17 protein-coding genes are annotated in these 18,955 nt (G+C 44.6%); 10 read left to right on the top strand and 7 right to left on the bottom strand.

The features are described 5' to 3' along the window. Nucleotides 1-192: 192 nt before the first annotated feature. The 6 genes from QUA71_RS15345 (at nt 193) to QUA71_RS15320 (ending at nt 6,180) form a co-directional block, all read left to right on the top strand. Nucleotides 193-1,176: a GntR family transcriptional regulator gene (locus QUA71_RS15345; protein ID WP_190659127.1), complete on the top strand. Its 984-nt coding sequence runs from the start codon at nt 193-195 to the stop codon at nt 1,174-1,176. Beyond that, nucleotides 1,173-1,385 carry a hypothetical protein gene (locus QUA71_RS15340; RefSeq protein WP_333286176.1) on the top strand — a complete coding sequence of 71 codons (213 nt, stop codon included), beginning with the start codon at nt 1,173-1,175 and terminating at the stop codon, nt 1,383-1,385. Before QUA71_RS15345 ends, QUA71_RS15340 begins: the two co-directional genes overlap by 4 nt. Next, nucleotides 1,382-2,056, top strand: a complete 675-nt coding sequence (locus tag QUA71_RS15335) for a nitroreductase family protein (protein ID WP_333286174.1) — start codon at nt 1,382-1,384, stop codon at nt 2,054-2,056. Before QUA71_RS15340 ends, QUA71_RS15335 begins: the two co-directional genes overlap by 4 nt. 159 nt (nt 2,057-2,215) lie before the next feature. After that, nucleotides 2,216-4,105 (top strand): hypothetical protein, encoded by a 1,890-nt coding sequence (locus tag QUA71_RS15330; protein WP_333286172.1) that lies wholly within the window; start codon nt 2,216-2,218, stop codon nt 4,103-4,105. A 169-nt stretch (nt 4,106-4,274) separates the two neighbouring features. Continuing rightward, entirely contained in the window at nt 4,275-5,411 is a 1,137-nt protein-coding gene (locus QUA71_RS15325) for an AAA family ATPase (RefSeq protein WP_333286170.1), read from the top strand. Further along, entirely contained in the window at nt 5,404-6,180 is a 777-nt protein-coding gene (locus QUA71_RS15320; RefSeq protein WP_333286169.1) for a hypothetical protein, read from the top strand. The genes QUA71_RS15325 and QUA71_RS15320 overlap by 8 nt, the downstream gene beginning before the upstream one ends. A 162-nt stretch (nt 6,181-6,342) precedes the next feature. Here the strand turns inward: QUA71_RS15320 and QUA71_RS15315 are convergent, their stop codons facing one another. After that, entirely contained in the window at nt 6,343-7,122 is a 780-nt protein-coding gene (locus QUA71_RS15315; protein WP_006634775.1) for an ABC transporter permease, read from the bottom strand. A gap of 127 nt (nt 7,123-7,249) precedes the next feature. On the opposite strand from QUA71_RS15315, the gene QUA71_RS15310 reads away from it, so the two are divergent. The 4 genes from QUA71_RS15310 (at nt 7,250) to QUA71_RS15295 (ending at nt 12,232) form a co-directional block, all read left to right on the top strand. After that, a complete protein-coding gene (locus QUA71_RS15310) occupies nt 7,250-8,407 on the top strand; it encodes a DegT/DnrJ/EryC1/StrS family aminotransferase (protein WP_333286167.1) in 1,158 nt (385 codons plus the stop codon). 424 nt (nt 8,408-8,831) lie between these two features. Then, complete coding sequence (locus QUA71_RS15305; RefSeq protein ID WP_333286165.1) at nt 8,832-10,508, top strand: AarF/ABC1/UbiB kinase family protein; 1,677 nt, start codon at nt 8,832-8,834, stop codon at nt 10,506-10,508. A gap of 219 nt (nt 10,509-10,727) precedes the next feature. After that, nucleotides 10,728-11,102, top strand: a complete 375-nt coding sequence (locus tag QUA71_RS15300; protein WP_190659115.1) for a hypothetical protein — start codon at nt 10,728-10,730, stop codon at nt 11,100-11,102. 179 nt (nt 11,103-11,281) lie between these two features. Further along, nucleotides 11,282-12,232, top strand: a complete 951-nt coding sequence (locus QUA71_RS15295; RefSeq protein WP_333286163.1) for an NAD-dependent epimerase/dehydratase family protein — start codon at nt 11,282-11,284, stop codon at nt 12,230-12,232. A gap of 14 nt (nt 12,233-12,246) precedes the next feature. Here the strand turns inward: QUA71_RS15295 and QUA71_RS15290 are convergent, their stop codons facing one another. From QUA71_RS15290 to QUA71_RS15265, 6 genes are all read right to left on the bottom strand, one after another. Further along, entirely contained in the window at nt 12,247-13,269 is a 1,023-nt protein-coding gene (locus QUA71_RS15290) for an Npun_R2821/Npun_R2822 family protein (protein ID WP_333286161.1), read from the bottom strand. 154 nt (nt 13,270-13,423) lie between these two features. Beyond that, nucleotides 13,424-14,305: an Npun_R2821/Npun_R2822 family protein gene (locus tag QUA71_RS15285; RefSeq protein WP_333286159.1), complete on the bottom strand. Its 882-nt coding sequence runs from the start codon at nt 14,303-14,305 to the stop codon at nt 13,424-13,426. A gap of 4 nt (nt 14,306-14,309) precedes the next feature. Further along, on the bottom strand, nt 14,310-15,278 hold the full coding sequence (locus QUA71_RS15280; RefSeq protein WP_333286157.1) for an Npun_R2821/Npun_R2822 family protein: 969 nt from the start codon (nt 15,276-15,278) through the stop codon (nt 14,310-14,312). Between the two features lie 127 nt (nt 15,279-15,405). Continuing rightward, complete coding sequence (locus tag QUA71_RS15275; protein WP_333286155.1) at nt 15,406-16,509, bottom strand: formylglycine-generating enzyme family protein; 1,104 nt, start codon at nt 16,507-16,509, stop codon at nt 15,406-15,408. Further along, on the bottom strand, nt 16,506-17,471 hold the full coding sequence (locus tag QUA71_RS15270; protein WP_333286153.1) for a glycosyltransferase family 10 domain-containing protein: 966 nt from the start codon (nt 17,469-17,471) through the stop codon (nt 16,506-16,508). The genes QUA71_RS15275 and QUA71_RS15270 overlap by 4 nt, the downstream gene beginning before the upstream one ends. Nucleotides 17,472-17,588: 117 nt before the next feature. Beyond that, nucleotides 17,589-18,788 carry a glycosyltransferase family 4 protein gene (locus tag QUA71_RS15265; protein WP_333286151.1) on the bottom strand — a complete coding sequence of 400 codons (1,200 nt, stop codon included), beginning with the start codon at nt 18,786-18,788 and terminating at the stop codon, nt 17,589-17,591. Nucleotides 18,789-18,955 lie beyond the last annotated feature (167 nt).

The raw sequence follows: 18,955 nt of genomic DNA, 5'->3' as shown, positions 1-18,955 counted from the left end.
AAGTACCTGATTGTTGAGGGGAACTCCGGAGGTGGTGATTAATCGCCTCTTCGGGGCGATCGTCCTGTGGCAGAACGGCTGCAGCAGATCGGCCAAATAAGATTATGCTATAGACAGAGATATCCGAGCAATCCTATGCGCGGTACTCAACGTTATAAAAATACTAAGTTGAAGTCGTGGGAGCCTTTAATAATGGTTCAATTTCATATTCAAACAGATAGCGATATTCCCGCATCCACCCAACTATTCAATCAAATCAGGTTTGCGATCGCCTCGCGACAATTTCCGCCCGGACACCGCTTGCCCAGCACCAGACAGCTAGCCATGCAGACGGGTTTGCACCGCAACACCATCAGCAAAGTATACCGCCAGCTCGAAAATACCGGACTCGTAGAAGCCCAAGCAGGATCGGGCATTTACGTCCGCGCCCTAGGCAACGAAGGCGGCAACAAACTCAAATCTCCGATCCTCGAAGAATATCCCCTTGCCAATAAAATAGTGCAAGGAAGTATCGATCAACTGCTGGGACAGGGCTGTACGCTCAACCAAGCGAGGGAATTACTTTTGGCGGAAATTGACTGGCGGCTCAGGTGCAGCGCCCGAGTGGTCGTCACAGCCCCCACAGAAGACATCGGCGTGGGTGAACTGATGGCGAAAGAACTCGAACAAGCTCTTCGCATTCCCATACAGTTAGTGCCGATGGAACAGCTAGGTACTTTTTTGGATCAAATCTCTTCGGGAACTGTGATTACGAGTCGATATTTTATCGGAGAAGCAGAATCGATTTCGGCACCGCGTTCTGTGCGAGTTATTCCGGTAGACATCTACGACTACAGCCAGGAAATCCAGCTAGTCGGGAGTTTGCCCAAAGACAGCTATTTGGGGCTCGTCAGCCTGAGTCCGGGAATGCTACGATCGACCGAAGTCATCATCCACAGCATCCGGGGAGAGGATTTGCTGGTGATGACGGCATTGCTGTCAGACGCCTACAAGATTAACTCGATCGTGCGATCGGCCAGAACAATTTTTTGCGACCAACCGAGTTTTGCTACAGTAAAAGCTGCCATCAATGCGGCTAGAGAAGATATTATTCGTCCCCCGCAACTGATATGCTCCGAAAATTACATCGGCTCTAAGTCGATTAATTTGCTCAAGCGCGAGTTGGGCTTGGGATGACGAAGGAAGAAGGCAGAAGGAAGAGGGAAGAAGGAAGAGGGAAGAAGGAAGAGGGAAGAAGGAAGAGGGAAGAAGGAAGAAGGAAGAAAAACAATTCAACTTTTTTAAGTTACCAATCCCAATCCCCAATCCCCAATACCCCAACCCCAATGCCCAATGCCCAATGCCCAACTACCGATTACCAATTACCAATTACCAATTACCCATGACAATTGAAATCCAACCTTCAATTAATGTTAAAACCGCGATCGAAAGCCGCCGCGCCGCCCGCAGCTTCAAACCCGATCCGATTCCCCCTGCAATATTGGCAGAGATTTTGCGATTGGGAGTGCGATCGCCCTCTGGTTACAATTTGCAGCCTTGGCGGTTTATCGTACTTCAAGACCCAGCCAGCAAACAAAAATTAAAAGCTTGCGCCTTCGATCAGCGCCAAGTGGTAGAAGCCCCAGTAGTATTAATCTGTTGTGGCGATCGACGCGCCGCCGGGTCCGAAAACACCGAAGCCGTCATCGAATTGGGCAAAACCACAGGCGCAATGAATGACAATTTAGCCGGTTATATGCGCCAAGCAATCCCGCAATTGTTCGAGCACCGTCCCTGCTTCGACTCCCTAGAAGCTTGGACAAACAGGCATACAATGCTCGCAGTAGCCCACTTAATGATTGCAGCTAAAAGTTTTGGGGTAGACAGTTGTCCGATGGAAGGTTTTGTCAGCGCTAAGGTGAAAGAAGCCTTTCAAATTCCCGAAGAAGTAGATGTTTGCTGTTTGCTGCCACTTGGTTATGCAGCAGAACCTTTCAAACAATATGGCGGACGTTTTGACGTGACTCAAGTTTATTACAGCGAAAGTTATGGGCAGGCTTTGCAAGCTGAGATTTGAGAGTTAAGATTTTGTTGCAACTTGAATTTTAAGAGTTAAGATTTGGAATGAATCGGTGCCAAAGTTCAAACCAATCAAAAATCCCGACAGTTCTGCAATCTAAAATCTAAAATTCACAATCTAAAATCGAAAGTGGTGAGATCGGACAGAGGAGAAAATATGACAGTAGCAACGCGACAAAGCAACGCACAAATTCTAGAAGTAAAGTTGCAGCAGCACTTGCAAGCAGCCGGATTTAAAAAATTACCCCTTTATATTAGTTGCGATTTTCGAGATGAATCTTTAACGGTTGTGGGAGAACACCCGCGCAGTTTAGTTCTCAAAGCCAAACCGACTTTTGCGGTGCTAGAAGCAGCAATTCTCGAAATAGAACCAGAATCTATTCAACAGATTGGACTTTGCCTAAAAATTACCGGGCAAAAACAGCCTTATGCTTTCCATTCTTTTACCATGCACAACCCTGTTTTGTCAAGACCCAAAACAGTGCAGTTGTTCAAAAAAACAGAGAATACTCCCGCAGAAGAAACCGGGATAGTCTTAACAGAAAATGCGGCCCAGACGGCGGATGTAGAGGAGGAGATACCGTTAGAAACGGATGGGAAAGATGCGTGGGATGAAGAATATTTCCCCAATTTGTCTGAGAGTTCCAGCAATTCCGAGCCGATCGCCTTTAAGGTAGCTGCAATACCGGTAGATATTGCCGACAATCCCTTCAATCCGCTGGATATGGAAGCGGTAACAGTTGCCCAAAAACCCAAGCATTCACCGTTTGCGATGCTGGCTGCTGCAGGAATGGTCAGCATGGCGGCGCTAATTTTGGCAGCCGGTTATTATATGCTGAGCCGCCCCTGCGTCATCGGAGAATGTAGTGCATTAGCTGAGGCCAAACAGTTGAGCGAGAATTCGACGAAGACTCTGAAAACGTCCAAAGTTGCCAACAGCCCCCAAGAATCGCAGCGACAGTTAAAACAGGCGATCGCCCTTTTGGAACCGATTCCCTCTTGGTCAATTCATCGCGGTGAAGCTCAAAGCGCCCTGGAAAACTACCGGAAGCAAAATCAGAATTTAAACTCTGCGATCGATGCAGGGCGCCTCGCACAGTCAGCAGCCCAGAAAACCCAAAATCCGCCTTATTCTGCGGAGGACGGCCAGGAAGCGCAAGCTCTGTGGCAAAGTGCGATCGCCGAACTCGCAGAAATCCCCCCAGACAGCCCAGCTTATCCATTTGCTCAGAAAAAGTCAAAAGAATACCGGAAAAATTTAGCAACTGGAAATCGGCAGTTAAGCACAGAGAAACAAGCCGAAAAAACGCTGCTCGCCGCCAAAAGTACAGCCCAAATAGCAGAAGCTCGCGAAGCAGTAGCTCACACAGCCGAGACTTGGGATCAAGTGCAAGCAGGTTGGGAAGAAGCCCTAGACATCCTATCAACAATTCCCACGAGCACGACATCTTACCAACAAGCTAAACTGCTAGTTCCCAAATACGAAACCAAACTTTCAGAAGCTCGCGAGCGCAAAAATGTCGAAGGAATTTCCGAAAATGCGTATACTCAAGCTGTGACTTTAGCAGCGGAAGCTCAAATTTTTGAAGGCAAAAACGCCTGGTTTAAAGCATCTGAATACTGGCGGAGAGCTTTGAGTTACGCGGAGCAAGTGCCGGCGGCAACTTCCTATTCCCAGAAAGCCCAACCGCTGATCGCTTCCTACAAAACTTCCTTGCAGCAAGCAGAAGTAAGGTTGCAGGAAGAAAGAAACCTGCAAAAAGCCCGCACGGATTTAGATAGAACTTGTAAAGGCAACCCCAAGATTTGCGACTATACTGTTAGCAAAGATTTGATTGCGGTGCAGATGACTCCAGGTTACGTGCAGAAACTGCAACAAACTTTCATCCAAGCGAACAACAACAATGCTGTGAAGACTCGCCAAGCTGTAGAACAGCACGTTCAAACATTGCAAAAAGCTTTGGAGGCGATCGCCGAAAACGCCAAAATCCCGATGCAGGTGTACGATGGCGAAGGCCAGCGAATTGGGAGTCACGAACCGAAGTAAGCTGTTACGGCATTTAATTTTAGTTTTTGGGGCGGGCTAGAAGCAACGCCCCACTCATGGTTTCAAGAAACATGATTGTTACCATTAAATGCGCGCTAACAACTTAGAACATCCGAACACACACTACAATTTCGGCAGTCAAACTGTATAAAAGGATGTTAGCAATCAAATGCTAGAAAAGGTCAAACTTCATAACTTCAAAAGTCATAAAGATACAGAACTTAGTTTAGATGATTCACGCCTGCACGCACTCGTAGGACAAAACAGTTCGGGTAAAACATCAGTTTTGCAAGCATTGCATTATCTCAGTCGGCTTGCTAATTCATCATTTGACAATATTTTTCAGCATGAAACAGCGCCTCAATTTATTACAACAATTGGGCAACGTAATATGTCTGTTACTGCAACTGGTTTTTGGAAACACCGAGATAGAAATGATTGGAAAGCTTCTTATGACTGGAGACAAAGCGTTAATCATAAGTGGACTTTTAGAGCATCATGGAAGGCCGATAAAAACCCGAAATATAGGCACGTAATCTCTGAAACTTCCTTAATGACTACGGAAGAGCCAATTCAGCAATCTTTGAGAAACGCAGTTCATCTTAAGCTCGTAGCCAGTAATCTTGCTAAAGCAGCTTACAGTGATGAAATTACACCGCGAGTTGAGTTCGATGGTTCCGGGTTAGCACCTACCTTAGACTATCTTCGTGACGAAGCTCCAGATAAATTTCAATCTTTACAGAAAATGTTGAAACGGATTGTACCAGGTGTACGCGAGGTAGGGGTAAGGCGAGCTAAGGTTATGGTCAATCGCCAACGCTTAATCGAAGTCGATGGCAAATCTCTATCCTACGAAGAAAGTCAGGAAATGGCAGGGCAAGAAGTTGTCCTAGATATGAATACTGGTAAGCGTATTCCAGCCCATGCTATTAGCGAAGGAACAATGCTCGCTCTCGGATTATTGACTGTTTTGATGAATCCCAATCAACCTAATTTAGTGTTACTAGATGATGTCGAACAGGGACTCCACCCAAAAGCGCAACGAGAATTAATCGCTGTTTTCAAGGAAATTATTCAAGAAAATAGCAACCTCCAAATTATTTTTTCGACTCATTCTCCTTATATTGTTGATGAACTTATTCCTTCTCAAGTTCATGTATTAAGTAACAACAATTCAGGTGTGACTCGTTGCAAACGCTTGGATGAACATCCTGATGTCGAATGGGCAAAACAAACTTTAACCACCGGAGAATTCTGGGATGCAGAGGGAGAAGATTGGGTGGTTGCAGGAGAAATAAATGATTGAGTTTGTGGTGATTGTGGAAAGTAGCGCAGATGCACGAACCGCTACTAAATTAGCCGATCGCCTTTTAGTGGATAAAATTGATTGGTTAGAATCTGGACAGCTTCAATATTTATTTCGTTGGAGTGGCTTACAAGAAAATACAGAACATTCCTGTTGGCAAGATATTAATCAAATTATAGATAATTTGCCACAAAGCTTAGGATTCCGTCCTCCAAGGTATTTAGGTCATGGTAAAGATGGAGCATTAAAAGCTGATGGTGCAGCAGCTATAAAAATTCTGAATTTAGTACGATTTCTTCAAAAAACACGACAGATTAAAGCAGTTCTCCTGATCCGGGATTTAGACAATCAACCTCAGCGAAGAGAAGGTATTGAGCAAGCACGTTCTGCACACATCAATCGACCACCTAAATTAGAAATTATTATTGGTACAGCAGACAGAATGCGGGAAGCCTGGGTCTTGAATGGGTTTATTCCATCTAATCAAGAGGAAGAACAAATTCTTCAAGATATAACGAGCCAATTGACGTTTAATCCTTGTAATGAGTCACACAAATTACGATCTAACTCATGGAAAGAACCCGATCGCATTAGAAATCCTAAAGTTGTTATCGAAAAGCTAACAGGTGGCAAGATGGAACGCGAACAACAGTGCTGGGAAGACACGCCTCTGGAACTTCTACGAAAAAAAGGTGTTCATACAGGCTTAACAGCCTATATTGATGAAATCGAGGAACGATTAATTCCAATCATTGGATCTGCTGAGTAAGATCAGCCCGATATTCCCTAAACCTGTCCCGACCGGATCTTGTGGTCGATAAAGTCACGGGCGCGGCGGGTTTATGATATTTATCATTTGTATGGGAGACATTGGTGAACCCGCCACTACGGTAATCATAATCAATTTACATCTACAATGACCAATGCCCAATTACCATTTTATCAATTGTGCATCTTGATTGAAAAACTTCCGGGACAATCCCTCAGTCAACAGCAGAGTTGCGATTACAGTTGCCAGCGCTAACACAAACATAATTAAAATCTGGTAAGATGCTGCATCAAGAGGACTCACACCGCTCAGCATTTGACCTGTCATCATTCCCGGTAAAGTTACGATTCCTACTACCGTCATTGTATTTAAGAGCGGGATTAATCCAGCTTTGATGGCATCTTTGCGGTACTGCTTTACTGCTTGCTGCGGCGTCGAACCTAAACTTAAATGGGTTTCTATTTCTAACTGGCTGCTATTAACTGTACTGACAAGTCTTTCGCCGGCGATCGCCCCGGAGTTCATGGCATTGCCCAAAATCATACCCGCTAAAGGAATCAGGTATTGCGGTTCGTACCAAGGGTCAGGTTGCAAAATGAGCAAGTTTGTATAGGCGAGAGTCAAGGCCGTACTGATAAAAATTGAACCCCAAACTAAGGGCAGTAAGTTCTTGATTTTTTTGCTGATGCGGTTGCTGGCAACCATGCTAGCTGTTGTCAGCATGATTGCTAAAACTGCTAAAACCAGCCAAGGATTTTTTCCCTCGGGGTCAAATACGACTGCGAGCACGTATCCGACTAAGATTAGCTGGATTAGGGTGCGCCCCGCCGCGATCGCGATCGCCCCCTCCAATCCCAATCCCTGCCACGCCGAAAGCCCGATCGCGATCGCCACCATCCCCAAAGCCCAACCCAAATCTGTAAAATCTAGCTCAATTAACACCGGCCCACCCTTTCGATAATGTGATTGTTTGCCTGTCCAAATATAAGATATTGCAATAAAGGTTTCTGAGAAACAGTTTTGCTGCAAGAATTTGCTTTGATAATGCTTGAAATTTATGGTGTGAAGAGTGAATAATGTTCCCCCCCTCGACTTAACCCGCCAATACGCGCAGATTGGCGACGAGATAACCGCTGCGGTGCAAAAAGTGCTTGCCTCTGGCGGCTACGTAGGCGGCCCGGCCGTGAAGAGTTTTGAACGAGAGTTCGCCGACTACACTGGAGTTTCCGAGTGCGTTGGCTGTAACTCTGGCACGGATGCGCTGATTTTGGCATTGCGAGCTCTCAAAATTGGCCCCGGCGATGAAGTGATTACCACTCCTTTTACCTTTTTTGCTTCGGCTGAGACAATTAGCGCCGTCGGCGCGACTCCAGTATTTGTCGATATTGACAGCGATACTTTTAATCTGGATGTCGAACTCCTCGAAGCGGCAATTACCGACAAAACCAAGGCAATTATGCCAGTACACATCTTCGGCCAACCGGTAGACATGACTCGGTTGATGGAAATTGCGACTCGACACAATTTAGCCGTAATTGAAGATTGCGCCCAGTCTGTCGGGGCCGAGTGGCAATCTCAAAAAGTCGGCAGCATCGGCCATGTCGGCTGCTTTAGTTTTTATCCGACCAAAAATTTAGGCGCTTGCGGTGACGGTGGCGCGGTGACGACAAACGATCCTGCCCTCGCAGCTTCGATGCGAATGCTCAAAGAACACGGACAGTCTTCTAGGTATTTCTACGAAGAAATCGGGTACAACAGCCGTTTAGATGCCCTGCAAGCAGTGATTCTCAGCATTAAATTGCGGTATCTCGACAGTTGGAACGCGCAGCGGCAGGAGAAAGCGGCACTTTACAGCGAATTTCTCTCCCGCGTGCCCGGAGTAGCCGTCCCCAAAGAATTACCGTTCGCAAAAGGAGTTTGGAATCAATACACGATCCGGCTGACAAGTCCAGAAGACGCGCAAAATCCCTCTGGCGATTTTCGAGATTGGATGCGGGCTCAGTTGCAGGAATGCGGCATCGGTTCGATGGTTTACTATCCGTTACCTTTGCACCTGCAACCTGTTTACAAATCTTTGGGCTATTCAGCAGGTCAGTTGCCACAGGCCGAGCAAGTTTGTAGCGAGGTCTTGTCTTTGCCGATGTTTCCGGAACTGTCGAGGGATCAACAAGAGCGGACGATTTATGGGCTGAAAGATTGCTTGGCAAAAGCCGATCGCATCCGGTAGCTTTGGCGCGAGGGCATAAGCGAGGGAAACGCAGGACGAGAAAAGAATTGCAGGGTTGCAGTGTTGTGAGAATGTGCAGCGGTCAGGGAGAGCTGTTAAGTATTTTGACCGATCACTTGTACTTTTATGTACTATATTTAATGAAAAGAAACAAATTTAGGCTAGCAATCCGCCTCGAACGGGTGCATTTTCCGCTCGCCTAAACCTTGCAATGCGATCGGTCAATGATGAAGAAGGAAGAAGGAAGAGGGAAGAGGGAAGAACGAAGAAGGAAGAAGGAAGAACGAAGACTAAATAATATTTGAACTTTCGACTTTCCATCCCCGATGCCCGATGCCTGATACCTAATGCCCGATGCCCGATGGCCGATGCCCAATTCTCAATTTAACCTGTAATTTTCAGAAGATAAGAGGAAAATAAACGAGTGCCTCAGTATCAATTCACTCAGGCTAGACGCTACGATCCACAAGCGATCGCTCAGTATTACCGCAACCGTCCTTGGAAAGCAATTTGGCGCGCAATTACCGTTATTTGGTCTTTTGCAGGCTTTGTTCTGGGGATGCTGTGGGACAGTTGGCAGCACGAAGTCGCAGCACACCAGCCGGAACGGGCCGCCCACCTGCGACAAATACTCACTCGCTTGGGCCCCACTTTCATTAAAGTCGGCCAAGCCCTTTCTACCAGACCGGATTTGATCCGCAAAGACTTTCTCGAAGAATTGATCAAACTTCAGGATCAATTGCCGCCCTTTGACTCGGTGCGCGCTTTCGAGATTATTGAAGCGGAACTCGATCGCAAAATTAGCGAAACCTACAGCGAAATCTCTCCCGAACCTGTCGCCGCGGCAAGTCTCGGTCAAGTCTACCGAGCTCGCCTCCTCACCGGGGAAGCAGTAGCAGTCAAGGTTCAGCGACCGAATTTGCTGCCAGTCTTGAGCCTCGATCTTTATTTAATGCGCTGGGCCGCTGGATGGTTGGGCCCATTGTTGCCGCTGAATCTCGGTCACGACCTTTGTTTAATAGTCGATGAATTCGGTATCAAATTGTTCGAGGAAATTGATTATCTCAATGAAGGACGCAACGCCGAGAAATTTGCTACAAATTTTGCCGACGACCCGACAGTAAAAGTTCCGAGCATTTACTGGCGCTATACTTCCAACTGCGTTCTCACTCTCGAATGGATTGAGGGCATCAAGCTGACAGATATAGAACGTGTTAAAGCTGCAGGTTTGGATACCGATAGTTTAATTGAAGTCGGAGTCCGCAGCGGTTTGCGACAGTTGCTGGAACACGGATTTTTTCATGCTGACCCCCATCCGGGAAATCTGTTTGCCTTAGCGGACGGCCGCATGGCTTACATTGATTTTGGGATGATGGATCAGATGGAAGAAACAACTAAAGAAACTTTGGTTGATTCTGTCGTTCACTTAATCAACAAAGATTACTTAGAGTTAGCTAAGGATTTTGTCAAACTGGGCTTTTTGACACCAGATACAGATATTATGCCGATCGTTCCGGCGTTGGAATCTGTATTAGGTGATATCGTCGGCGAAAAGGTGTCAGATTTTAACTTCAAGACGATTACAGACCAGTTTTCGGAGTTGATGTACGATTATCCTTTCCGGGTGCCGGCGAAATTTGCCTTAATTATTCGCTCTCTGGTGACAGAAGAAGGTTTGGCCCTGACGCTGAATCCCAATTTCAAGATAGTCGAGGTGGCGTATCCTTATGTAGCGCGGCGTTTGTTGAACGGAGAATCTCCGGCTCTGCGGCGGCGTCTGATTGAGGTATTATTCAAGGATGGCAAATTCCAGTGGAACAGGTTGGAGGACATGATCGCGATCGCCCGATCCGATCGTAGTTTTGACTTGCTACCCACAGCACAACTAGGCTTGCAATTTTTGCTGTCAGAGGAAGGGTCGTTTTTGAGACGCCAGCTAATGTTAGCTTTGATTGAGGACGATCGCCTCCACACCGAAGAAGTTCGCAGCCTGTGGAACTTAGTCAAGGAAGATTTGCAGCCCAGTCGCCTGTTCAACGTTGCTCTAGGCGCTTTGACGGAGTTTTCCACAGCAGGAGCAGCGGCGCTAACTCGCTTTTAATTAGAAGGAAGAAGGAAGTTCGGCAACGGATTCTGTAACGGATGTAACGGAGGTCAGGAAGAAGGAAGTCGGAAGAAGGAAGAAGGAAGAAGGAAGAAAAATAATTCTACTCTTCCCAATTCCCAATTCCCAATTCCCAATTCCCAATTCCCAATTCCCAATTCCCAATTCCCAATTCCCAATTCCCAATTCTCAATTACCCAAATTAAGGAATTATTCGTGTATTATTTTCCAGAACCTCCCTATTTTTTAATGTCGGCTGGACTGCTAGCAGGTATCGCCTCCGGTGTAGCATTTGAAGCAACTCTCAAACAATCCGTACAACTGTGGTCTAAAAATCGTTCTACTAGCACTTTGGCTAACCTGCAAGGGCTGCCATTGCAGATGCCTTTTCTGGGAATGGCGGGCGGTATTTGCGTATTTTTAGCTTCTGGAATGGAGATTTTTGGCTTTCCAAAACTACTTTCTTATGCCCTAGCTTTGCCACTGACGCTACTCACGGGCTGGCTAGTTTGGACTCAGCTAGGTAAGCTTTTGATCGAGTTAGAACGCGGAGGTTCCCAAGCGCTGGATCTGGATTCTTTTGAACAATGAAAGTTAACTATCAACCTCTTTTTATCAGAAGGAAGGGGGTTGATAGTTCTCTAAGATTATCCTATTTGATGCTTTTTGAACCGCAGAGAACGCAGAGAACGCAGAGGAAGAGAAAGAAAAAGAAGACAACTTATGCAATAATTTGTGTAAAATTTTTAAAATCTAAAATCTAAAATCTAATGAGTATTTTACTTGTTACGGGTGCGGCGGGATTTATTGGATCTAACTTAGTAGAAACTCTTTTAAATCGAGGCGAGACGGTGATCGGTGTTGATGAGTTCAACGATTATTACGATCCGGATCTCAAGCGCAAGAATATTGCACGATTTGAAAAGTATCCGGGTTTTGAATTGGTGGAAGGCGATATTTTGTCTCAAAATTGGCGCTCGCTTTTATCCGATGTTAAGGTAATATTTCATCAGGCGGCGCAAGCAGGAGTTCGTGCTAGCTGGGGCGACGGTTTTCGCAGCTATACCGAACGGAATATTAACAGCACTCAAGTATTGTTAGAAGCGGCAAAATATGCGCCAAGATTGCAAAAGTTTGTCTATGCTTCTTCTTCTTCAATTTACGGCAATGCTGAATCTTTTCCCACGAATGAAAATGCTTGTCCGCAGCCGGTTTCTCCCTACGGAATTACGAAGTTAGCCGGTGAACGTTTGTGCGGGCTTTATTACAAAAATTTTGGCCTTCCGACTACTTCGCTGCGCTATTTTACCGTTTACGGGCCGAGACAGCGCCCGGATATGGCTTTTCACAAGTTTTTTAAGTCGATTTTGTTTGATGAGGCGATTTCAATTTTCGGCGACGGATTGCAAACGCGGGATTTTACGTTTATCAGCGATTGCGTTGCGGCGAATTTAGCGGCGGCTGAGGTTCCAGAAGCTGCAGGGGAAGTTTTTAATATTGGTGGGGGAAGTCGGGTAGTTTTAAAAGAAGTTATTGATACAATAGAGAGAATTGTCGATCGACCTATTCGGATAGATTTTACTGAAGCTGCGAGGGGAGACGCGCGACACACTAGCGCGGATGTGTCTAAAGCCAAGAAAATCTTAGGTTATCAGCCGCAGGTTGCTTTAGAAGAAGGTTTAAGGCACGAATGGGAGTGGATTCAGTCTTTGTACAGTTAGAGTACAGTTAGAGGCTATCTATCCCAGAAATTCCGCAACTTAAATTGAACATTGTTAATTTTTCTAATTCCCCAAGTTTTGAGATTTCTCTGCAAGCGAACCAACAAATTTGGAGGTGCGAGTTTTGGTCGTGTTTCCGGCGACTTCAAATATCGGTAGTGCAGAAACACCTCTCGGTAAGGAATCTCAACATCTTCGCCAGCACACAAGCGAGTAAACTTTGCAGCCGAAATACTCATGTAGTGCAAGTAAGTCAATCGTCGCCCTTTATCGTATAGAACATAATCTATCACCTCAAATTTAGAAGACCAATGATTTCCCGTTACCAGTGCAGGTTGATGATAAGCAAAGTTATAAAAAGAGATGCCGCTGCGGGCGACTAAATAGTTAAATAAAGGTTGGTCAGTTCCCCGCAAAGCCAAAATTTCAGCTTCTCCCGAAGTCAATTTATCTAACATCTGATTTGAGTTATTTCTATTTAAAATACCTTTTTTTGAAGCAAACCAACCAGCACAAAAAATTTGGGATTGCAGTTGACCAAGATTGAAAATTTCGGCTAGTTTGGGAGATGATGAATCAAATACATAATTGAGGTCAGATTTGTATTGAAAATCGTTGGCTACCCAATCAAACTCATCAAGTTTTTGATAGATATAATCCAGAGAACCCATCAACAGAGTGTCGCAGTCAAAATAGACAAATTTGTCAAAAGGGCCGTCAAAACAGCAAAATTTTCGGTGCATTCCCAAACCATGAACTTGCCCCCAACCTTTAGCTTGCCAAACTTGTTGAGCCTTGCGGTGAGATGTCCAAGCCTGAGTCGCAAAGTTTTCCCAAAAATCGATGGAATCGGTATTGTCAAACAGTGTGACATTGTGTAAGAGCGAAATGTGCGATCGCACTTTTTTCAAGTTATCATCATAGGGAATAATGCAAACAGGAATATTTTTTGCCCCATTGACTTCAAGACTGTTCAATAAAGCTACTAAGTGGTCAAACACAACATCGTTTGCTAGAATATAAATGCCATCAGCCATCGGATTTTAGATTTTAGATTTTAGATTTTAGATTGAATAATTCTACTCGTTACTAGGTGCGGCCTGTAAACCAGTTAATTTCTTATTGCGCGTGGACTTCGTTTGTGTGCTCGCGTTGCTAGCGATTTCAATCGCCTTGTGACTACAAAGAATATTATTTATCATGCCAATATCGAAATATCTTTTGCACTAAATTAGGTTTTTCCTCTTCCTCATTGAGATAACGATAATGTTTCCAAAGTTTCCAATAAGGACTACCCGATTTAATCGGTATTCCAGCCCAGTGAAGATATTTTAACCTTTTGCCTTTGTCATAAAGAACATAATCTATTTCCTGAAAATGCTTGGAACCCGCCCAGCTTCCAGGTTCTGTTGCTGAATCTTTAACAAGATTGCAGCGCTTGGAAATCAATTTAAGAATAATATAATTTAGTATAGGTTGGTCGGTGACATTTTGAGTAAAGTCAAAATATTCTCGATGGTGGGAACATTCGCGCAATATGTCATACATTTGCGATTCTGAAATAGTTCCTTTCCTCGAAGCCCAAAAACCGCTGTTAAATACATCTTGAAGCTGTGAGTCTGTAAAGATATTTTGTTCTTTTACAAGTGGTGAAAATACATTTCGCAGTTTTTCGCTGAGGTGGTGGTAGTCGCAGCAAAAAAAGTCTACTTCTGATAATTTGTTTAGGTTGGCTGCGATGTCTTCAAAGACGATGATATCGGTATCGATGTACAGAAATTCGTCGAGGGGGCCAAACCAGGCTGCGAGTTTTCGCATTTTGTTGGGGAGGGCTAAAAAGTTGCGATCGAACATTTGGCCAATTTCCCTGGTAAACTGTTCGACAAACTCCAGATTTGGGAACAATCGCACCCCGTGGAGACGGCTGAGGGCGGCTGCGACTTGCTGATAATTGTCGTCGAAGGGAATCAGAAAAACAGGTACTTGACAATTGTACAGACGTATGCTGTTTAAAAGGGCGATCGCACTTTCGATCACTTTATCATTCGCCACAATATAAATCCCGCGATTCATACATTTATCCTCTGAGATTTAGTTTTAGTTTTCTGAAAATTCTATTGAAAAAATTAGGACTTTCACTATATGACCTAGAAGGTGCTGTAAAAACTGGGCGCTTTTCAGGTTCGTGCAAGTAGCGATAGTGTAAAAATAAATCTCGGTAGGGAAACTCAATATTTTCGCCGAGGCACACTGCTTCAGTAATACTTGGAGGAATTCCAATATAATGAATATAGGTGAGTCTATTACCCTTATCGTACAGAATATTATCTCGTTCTTCAAAATGTTTTGAAGTTACAGAAGACCCAGTTCTTTCGCTGTCTGGCAAATGATAAGCAAAATTATAAATCGGAATACCAGACCGCATAAACATATAGTTTAAAACAGGTTGATCGCCGGTTTTGTAAAGAATTTCCGATTCTCCTTCCTTGAGTTTTGACAATAACCACTCTATTTTTTCCTGGTCAAACAAACCTCGCTTTGAACCGTAAAATCCCGAACAAAATATTTCTGATTTAAGTTGCTGCTGTTCAAAAACATTAAACAGTTTTTGTGATTCAATATTATAGACCTTCTCTGGATGATAAAATTGAAAATCGTAGACGACACAATCATAATCATTCAACTTTTGAAAAATCCCGTCTAGTGAATTCATTAATAATGTATCAGCATCCATATAGACAAAATTATCAAAAGGGTTGTCAAAGGCACAAAAACGCCGATGTCCACCATAAATTCTGTACTTACGGTTTATACTTTGAGGACTTGCTGCTTGCATAAACATATCCCACCGCTGAATTGAGGCGCTATCTTCATAAATAAAGACGTTGGGACGGTTAACAATTTCAGCTTGAATTTGCTCTATTTGGTCGTCAAAAGGATAAATACAGACAGGAGTATTTGAGCCTAAGATAACTTCAATACTGTTGAGCAAGGCAATTAGTTGGTCATAAACTGTATCGTTGGCAAGCGTGCAAATTCCATTCATATATATAGTCTCGCGAAGGCGGACTTTGTTTGTGTAGTTGCGGTTTCAACCGCCAAATTATCTAAAGGGTAAAAGGATAGAAAAGGGCCATCGGGGAAGACTAAAGCACAGAACCAAAAACCCGAGGCTACGCGAAAGACAGAGCCACACGAAAACCGATATACGATTCGCGGTTGCCCACCGAGCCCCTGACACGATAGGCACTGCGACAACTGACCGCATGGCTGGCCCAGGAACCGCCACGCTGCACTCGGAAATTATCTCTACCAGTTTCTTCCCAGGAACTTCCGTCACTTGGTGCACCCTCATAGCTACCGTGCCACTTATCGCTGCACCACTCCCAAACATTGCCGTGCATATCGTACAGTCCAAAGGCATTGGGAGGAAAACTCCCGACATCGGTTGTTTTTCCGCGGCCAAGTCCTTTGGGGGCGTTTGCGTAGGGTTTGTGTCCGTTATAGTTGACTAATTCCGGGGTAATAGTTTCCCCAAAATGAAAAGGGGTTGTTGTACCGCCACGACAGGCGTATTCCCATTCAGCTTCACTCAGGAGGCGATATTTTTTCCCGATTTTTTGCGAGAGTTTGCCACAGAATTCGACTGCCATATTCCACGATACTTTTTCTACAGGAAGTTTTTCACCTTGAAACCACGATGGGTTATTTCCCATCACTGCTTGCCACTGTGCTTGGGTGATGAGATATTTGCCTGCATAAAAAGCGGCTACTGTTACTTGATGCTGCAGACTTTCATCATATGTTCTACCTTTTTCTGTTGCTGGTGAACCCATAATAAATGTACCGCCGGGAATATAAACCATTTCCAGCACAACTGGATTCCCTAAATCTTCGCGCAAGAAGTGAGCATAATCACGGCGGCCACTGTTTTCTTTTCCTTTGGCATCAACTGTAATCGCATCAAAGTCAAAAATAGGCGAATATTTTTGGAACTTCTCTTTTATATTTGGTTCATCTCTCTCCTTCAGCAACGAATATGCAGCCAACTTCACCTTTATTGATTCATCCTGCAATGCCGAAATTATCAAGTCTAAACCAGGTTCTCCATATTTCAACGCTTCATACAGTGCGGTGATTCTGACTTCGACAATCGGTGAAGCTAACCGACTCTTAACACCGGGAACCCCGCCTAAGACAGTCGCCCCAAATGGCACTTGAGATTGGCCGGCGAGTACGGCATCGTATTCTCTGGGTTGATTTGGGTTTTCTGTCATGATGTTATTTCCTGAGATACAAACTTAGATAGCCAATTGAGCAAGTTCAATTCGTGGAGAATGATTTGTCTAGCTTCAGCAATTTTTTCCCTGGCTTCATGCCAATAATCCGGCGTAGCCAAAACCTCTTTAATAAATTCTACTCCTTTCTCATCCAAACTCGGCAGCCGCAGAAAACTCCCCGCCGGCAACAATTTATCCGCCGCCGAACCGCCGTAATAAATTGGCAAACACCAAGCTAACAAAGCATCCCAAAGCTTCTCGCTGACATACCAATCGTTTTCGGCATAATTTTCTATAGCTAAGTTGTAATAGTATGGTGCGACAGCGTGCCATTTATTGTTCATAGTGCCGTTCCCGCGCGCCCAAGTTGGCAAGTTTCGCCCGTAAAGGTCAAAATTTAATTGTCGTTCTTGCAGCAATCTGATAAAGTCTAGCCGATGGCGGTGATTGGCGCTGCGGCTAACACCTGAAGTAATCCAAGAACAGGATTTAGTTTTCGGCGGCGCAGGCATTTCATCGAGTTCTCGAAACGAGTTAGAGTGATACCAAATCGCGGGCATATAATCGGGTTTTGGTGCGAAATCGTCGGGCCCGGAAACGTAACCGCAATAAAGTTTGGCTTGTTCGTAGTTAACTTTCGTAATTTTAATAACTTCTGGTAATGGTGGCTCGCGGATCAGGTAAATTATGCGTTCTGTGGGGACACCGCGCAATTTTTCTTGAATGTAATTTTCTTGGTTTTGATGCCTGTAGCGACGTATTTTTTCGAGCCATGATTGATTTTTAGAAGGTTTGGGAAAGTCGAATTGATACATCAGTAAAAAGTCGGGTTCGGGGTGGTTGGCGAGCATTTGAATGTTTCCCCATTTGCCGAAGTTGTGGGGGGTTTGTTGCCACAGCCAGTCGCTTTGACTCATGCCTGGGTAGGTGGTGATTGCGCCGATAATTTTTGGGTTCATATCTAATAATAAATCTGGTTTAGCGTGTGGGCGGGGCGGGTTTATGAGATTATTAATTTTAGGCTATGATTGTTGGTAAAACCGGCCCCTACGGATTTTAAAATTATCGGATGAGAATTAAGGAATGATTTGCGATCGCACTTGGTCATCCACATAACTTAAAATTCTCTCTATCCTATTTTCCCACGAAAATTGCTTGACAAAATCCCTTGTTTCTGCATAGCCTTCGCTTTTCCTCGGATATTTGGTTAAACAATCTCGAATGCTTTGCGCGAAATGGTGCGGGTTATCCGGTTCGCACCAAGTTGCTGCTATATTTCCCGATTTAAATTCCCTTAAAGATGCAATTTCCGTCGCTACAATCGGAGTTCCCGAGGCCATGTAATCAAAGAATTTTAAAGGAGATGTGAACGTCGCGGCTTCTGTCAAACAGTGAGGGTGAGTCAAAACATCGGCTGCTTGCAGCAAGCTAGCCAGTTGATTTTGAGGGAGGTAGCCGAGAAATTTAATGTTGTTAACTTGCTTGGATTTGGCTAATTGCTGGTAGGCTGTTACTTGGGATGAATCGCCACCCGCGATCGCAAATTGAACTCGCGGCAACTCCTGGGCCACATCCACTAGCATATCGACACCTTTAAACGGGTAAAGTCCGCCTGCATAAACTGCTAAATGCTGTCTGTCATCTTCTAATAATTGCTGTCGCCAATTCTGGGCAGCTTCTGTTTGTCTCGCGAGAAACAAATGGTTAAAACCGTTGTGCAGCGTAATTACTTTTTCCGGCGGCATCCCATTCAAAATCATGCTGTCTCGCACTGTATCGGCAACAGTTACGGAAATCTGAAACAGAGGATTGCGGACAATTTCTGATTCAAATTGCTTGTTTTCATGGTGATGCTGTTCGTAGATAGCGGGAATTCCGTTTTTAACTGCTGCTTTGACAAAGTTCCAGTCCCGGCTATGGACAATTTTAGTGGAGTTAAGCAGGTGAATCGGTAAGTAGTATTTTGATACTATTGTACTGGAACTCGTCCACTTGCTGTCCAAAAGGTCGATCGGCCACGGCATGGGCAAATCTGCTACTTTTAATTTATCTTGAATATTGTAACTTTTGGCAAGTTGGTCATGGGGTTTCCTGGGTTGAAAAGGAAAAAGCAAATCAACCGGATTCAAAGCACTCCAGCCTTTGCGGAGGTATACCAAAACTGCTGGATAACCGAGGTTTGCTGCGGCATTGGCAGAGTGTGCAACTTGAACTAAGCTCGCGATATTGGGTTGCGGTAAGATATTTCTGGTAAAAAATACATAATATTTAGACATCTTAATTGGTAGTTGGTAATTGGTAAGGGGAGGCAGAGCCTCCACATACAGCAGATTGCAGGTAAATAGAGTACAGTTAAGATAAGTATATGTGCGATTCGTTTAACCTAAATGGATTAAAAATCCAGGGACGGTTAGCCTAACCCTTTGGTTAGTGTAACTGATTA

Origin of the sequence: Microcoleus sp. MON1_C5 (assembly GCF_036701875.1) — a bacterium.
Taxonomy (GTDB): Bacteria; Cyanobacteriota; Cyanobacteriia; order Cyanobacteriales; family Microcoleaceae; genus Microcoleus.
The sequence above is the reverse complement of the archived record's forward strand: the minus strand, read 5'-3'. Positions and strand labels throughout refer to the sequence as shown.

Bases quoted from the DNA above. Each gene is read 5' to 3' on its own strand.
- QUA71_RS15345 (WP_190659127.1), top strand. From the start codon at position 193: ATGGTTCAATTTCATATTCAAACAGATAGCGATATTCCCGCATCCACC.
- QUA71_RS15340 (WP_333286176.1), top strand. From the start codon at position 1,173: ATGACGAAGGAAGAAGGCAGAAGGAAGAGGGAAGAAGGAAGAGGGAAG.
- QUA71_RS15335 (WP_333286174.1), top strand. From the start codon at position 1,382: ATGACAATTGAAATCCAACCTTCAATTAATGTTAAAACCGCGATCGAA.
- QUA71_RS15330 (WP_333286172.1), top strand. From the start codon at position 2,216: ATGACAGTAGCAACGCGACAAAGCAACGCACAAATTCTAGAAGTAAAG.
- QUA71_RS15325 (WP_333286170.1), top strand. From the start codon at position 4,275: ATGCTAGAAAAGGTCAAACTTCATAACTTCAAAAGTCATAAAGATACA.
- QUA71_RS15320 (WP_333286169.1), top strand. From the start codon at position 5,404: ATGATTGAGTTTGTGGTGATTGTGGAAAGTAGCGCAGATGCACGAACC.
- QUA71_RS15295 (WP_333286163.1), top strand. From the start codon at position 11,282: ATGAGTATTTTACTTGTTACGGGTGCGGCGGGATTTATTGGATCTAAC.
- QUA71_RS15290 (WP_333286161.1), bottom strand. From the start codon at position 13,269: ATGGCTGATGGCATTTATATTCTAGCAAACGATGTTGTGTTTGACCAC.
- QUA71_RS15285 (WP_333286159.1), bottom strand. From the start codon at position 14,305: ATGAATCGCGGGATTTATATTGTGGCGAATGATAAAGTGATCGAAAGT.
- QUA71_RS15280 (WP_333286157.1), bottom strand. From the start codon at position 15,278: ATGAATGGAATTTGCACGCTTGCCAACGATACAGTTTATGACCAACTA.
- QUA71_RS15275 (WP_333286155.1), bottom strand. From the start codon at position 16,509: ATGACAGAAAACCCAAATCAACCCAGAGAATACGATGCCGTACTCGCC.
- QUA71_RS15270 (WP_333286153.1), bottom strand. From the start codon at position 17,471: ATGAACCCAAAAATTATCGGCGCAATCACCACCTACCCAGGCATGAGT.
- QUA71_RS15265 (WP_333286151.1), bottom strand. From the start codon at position 18,788: ATGTCTAAATATTATGTATTTTTTACCAGAAATATCTTACCGCAACCC.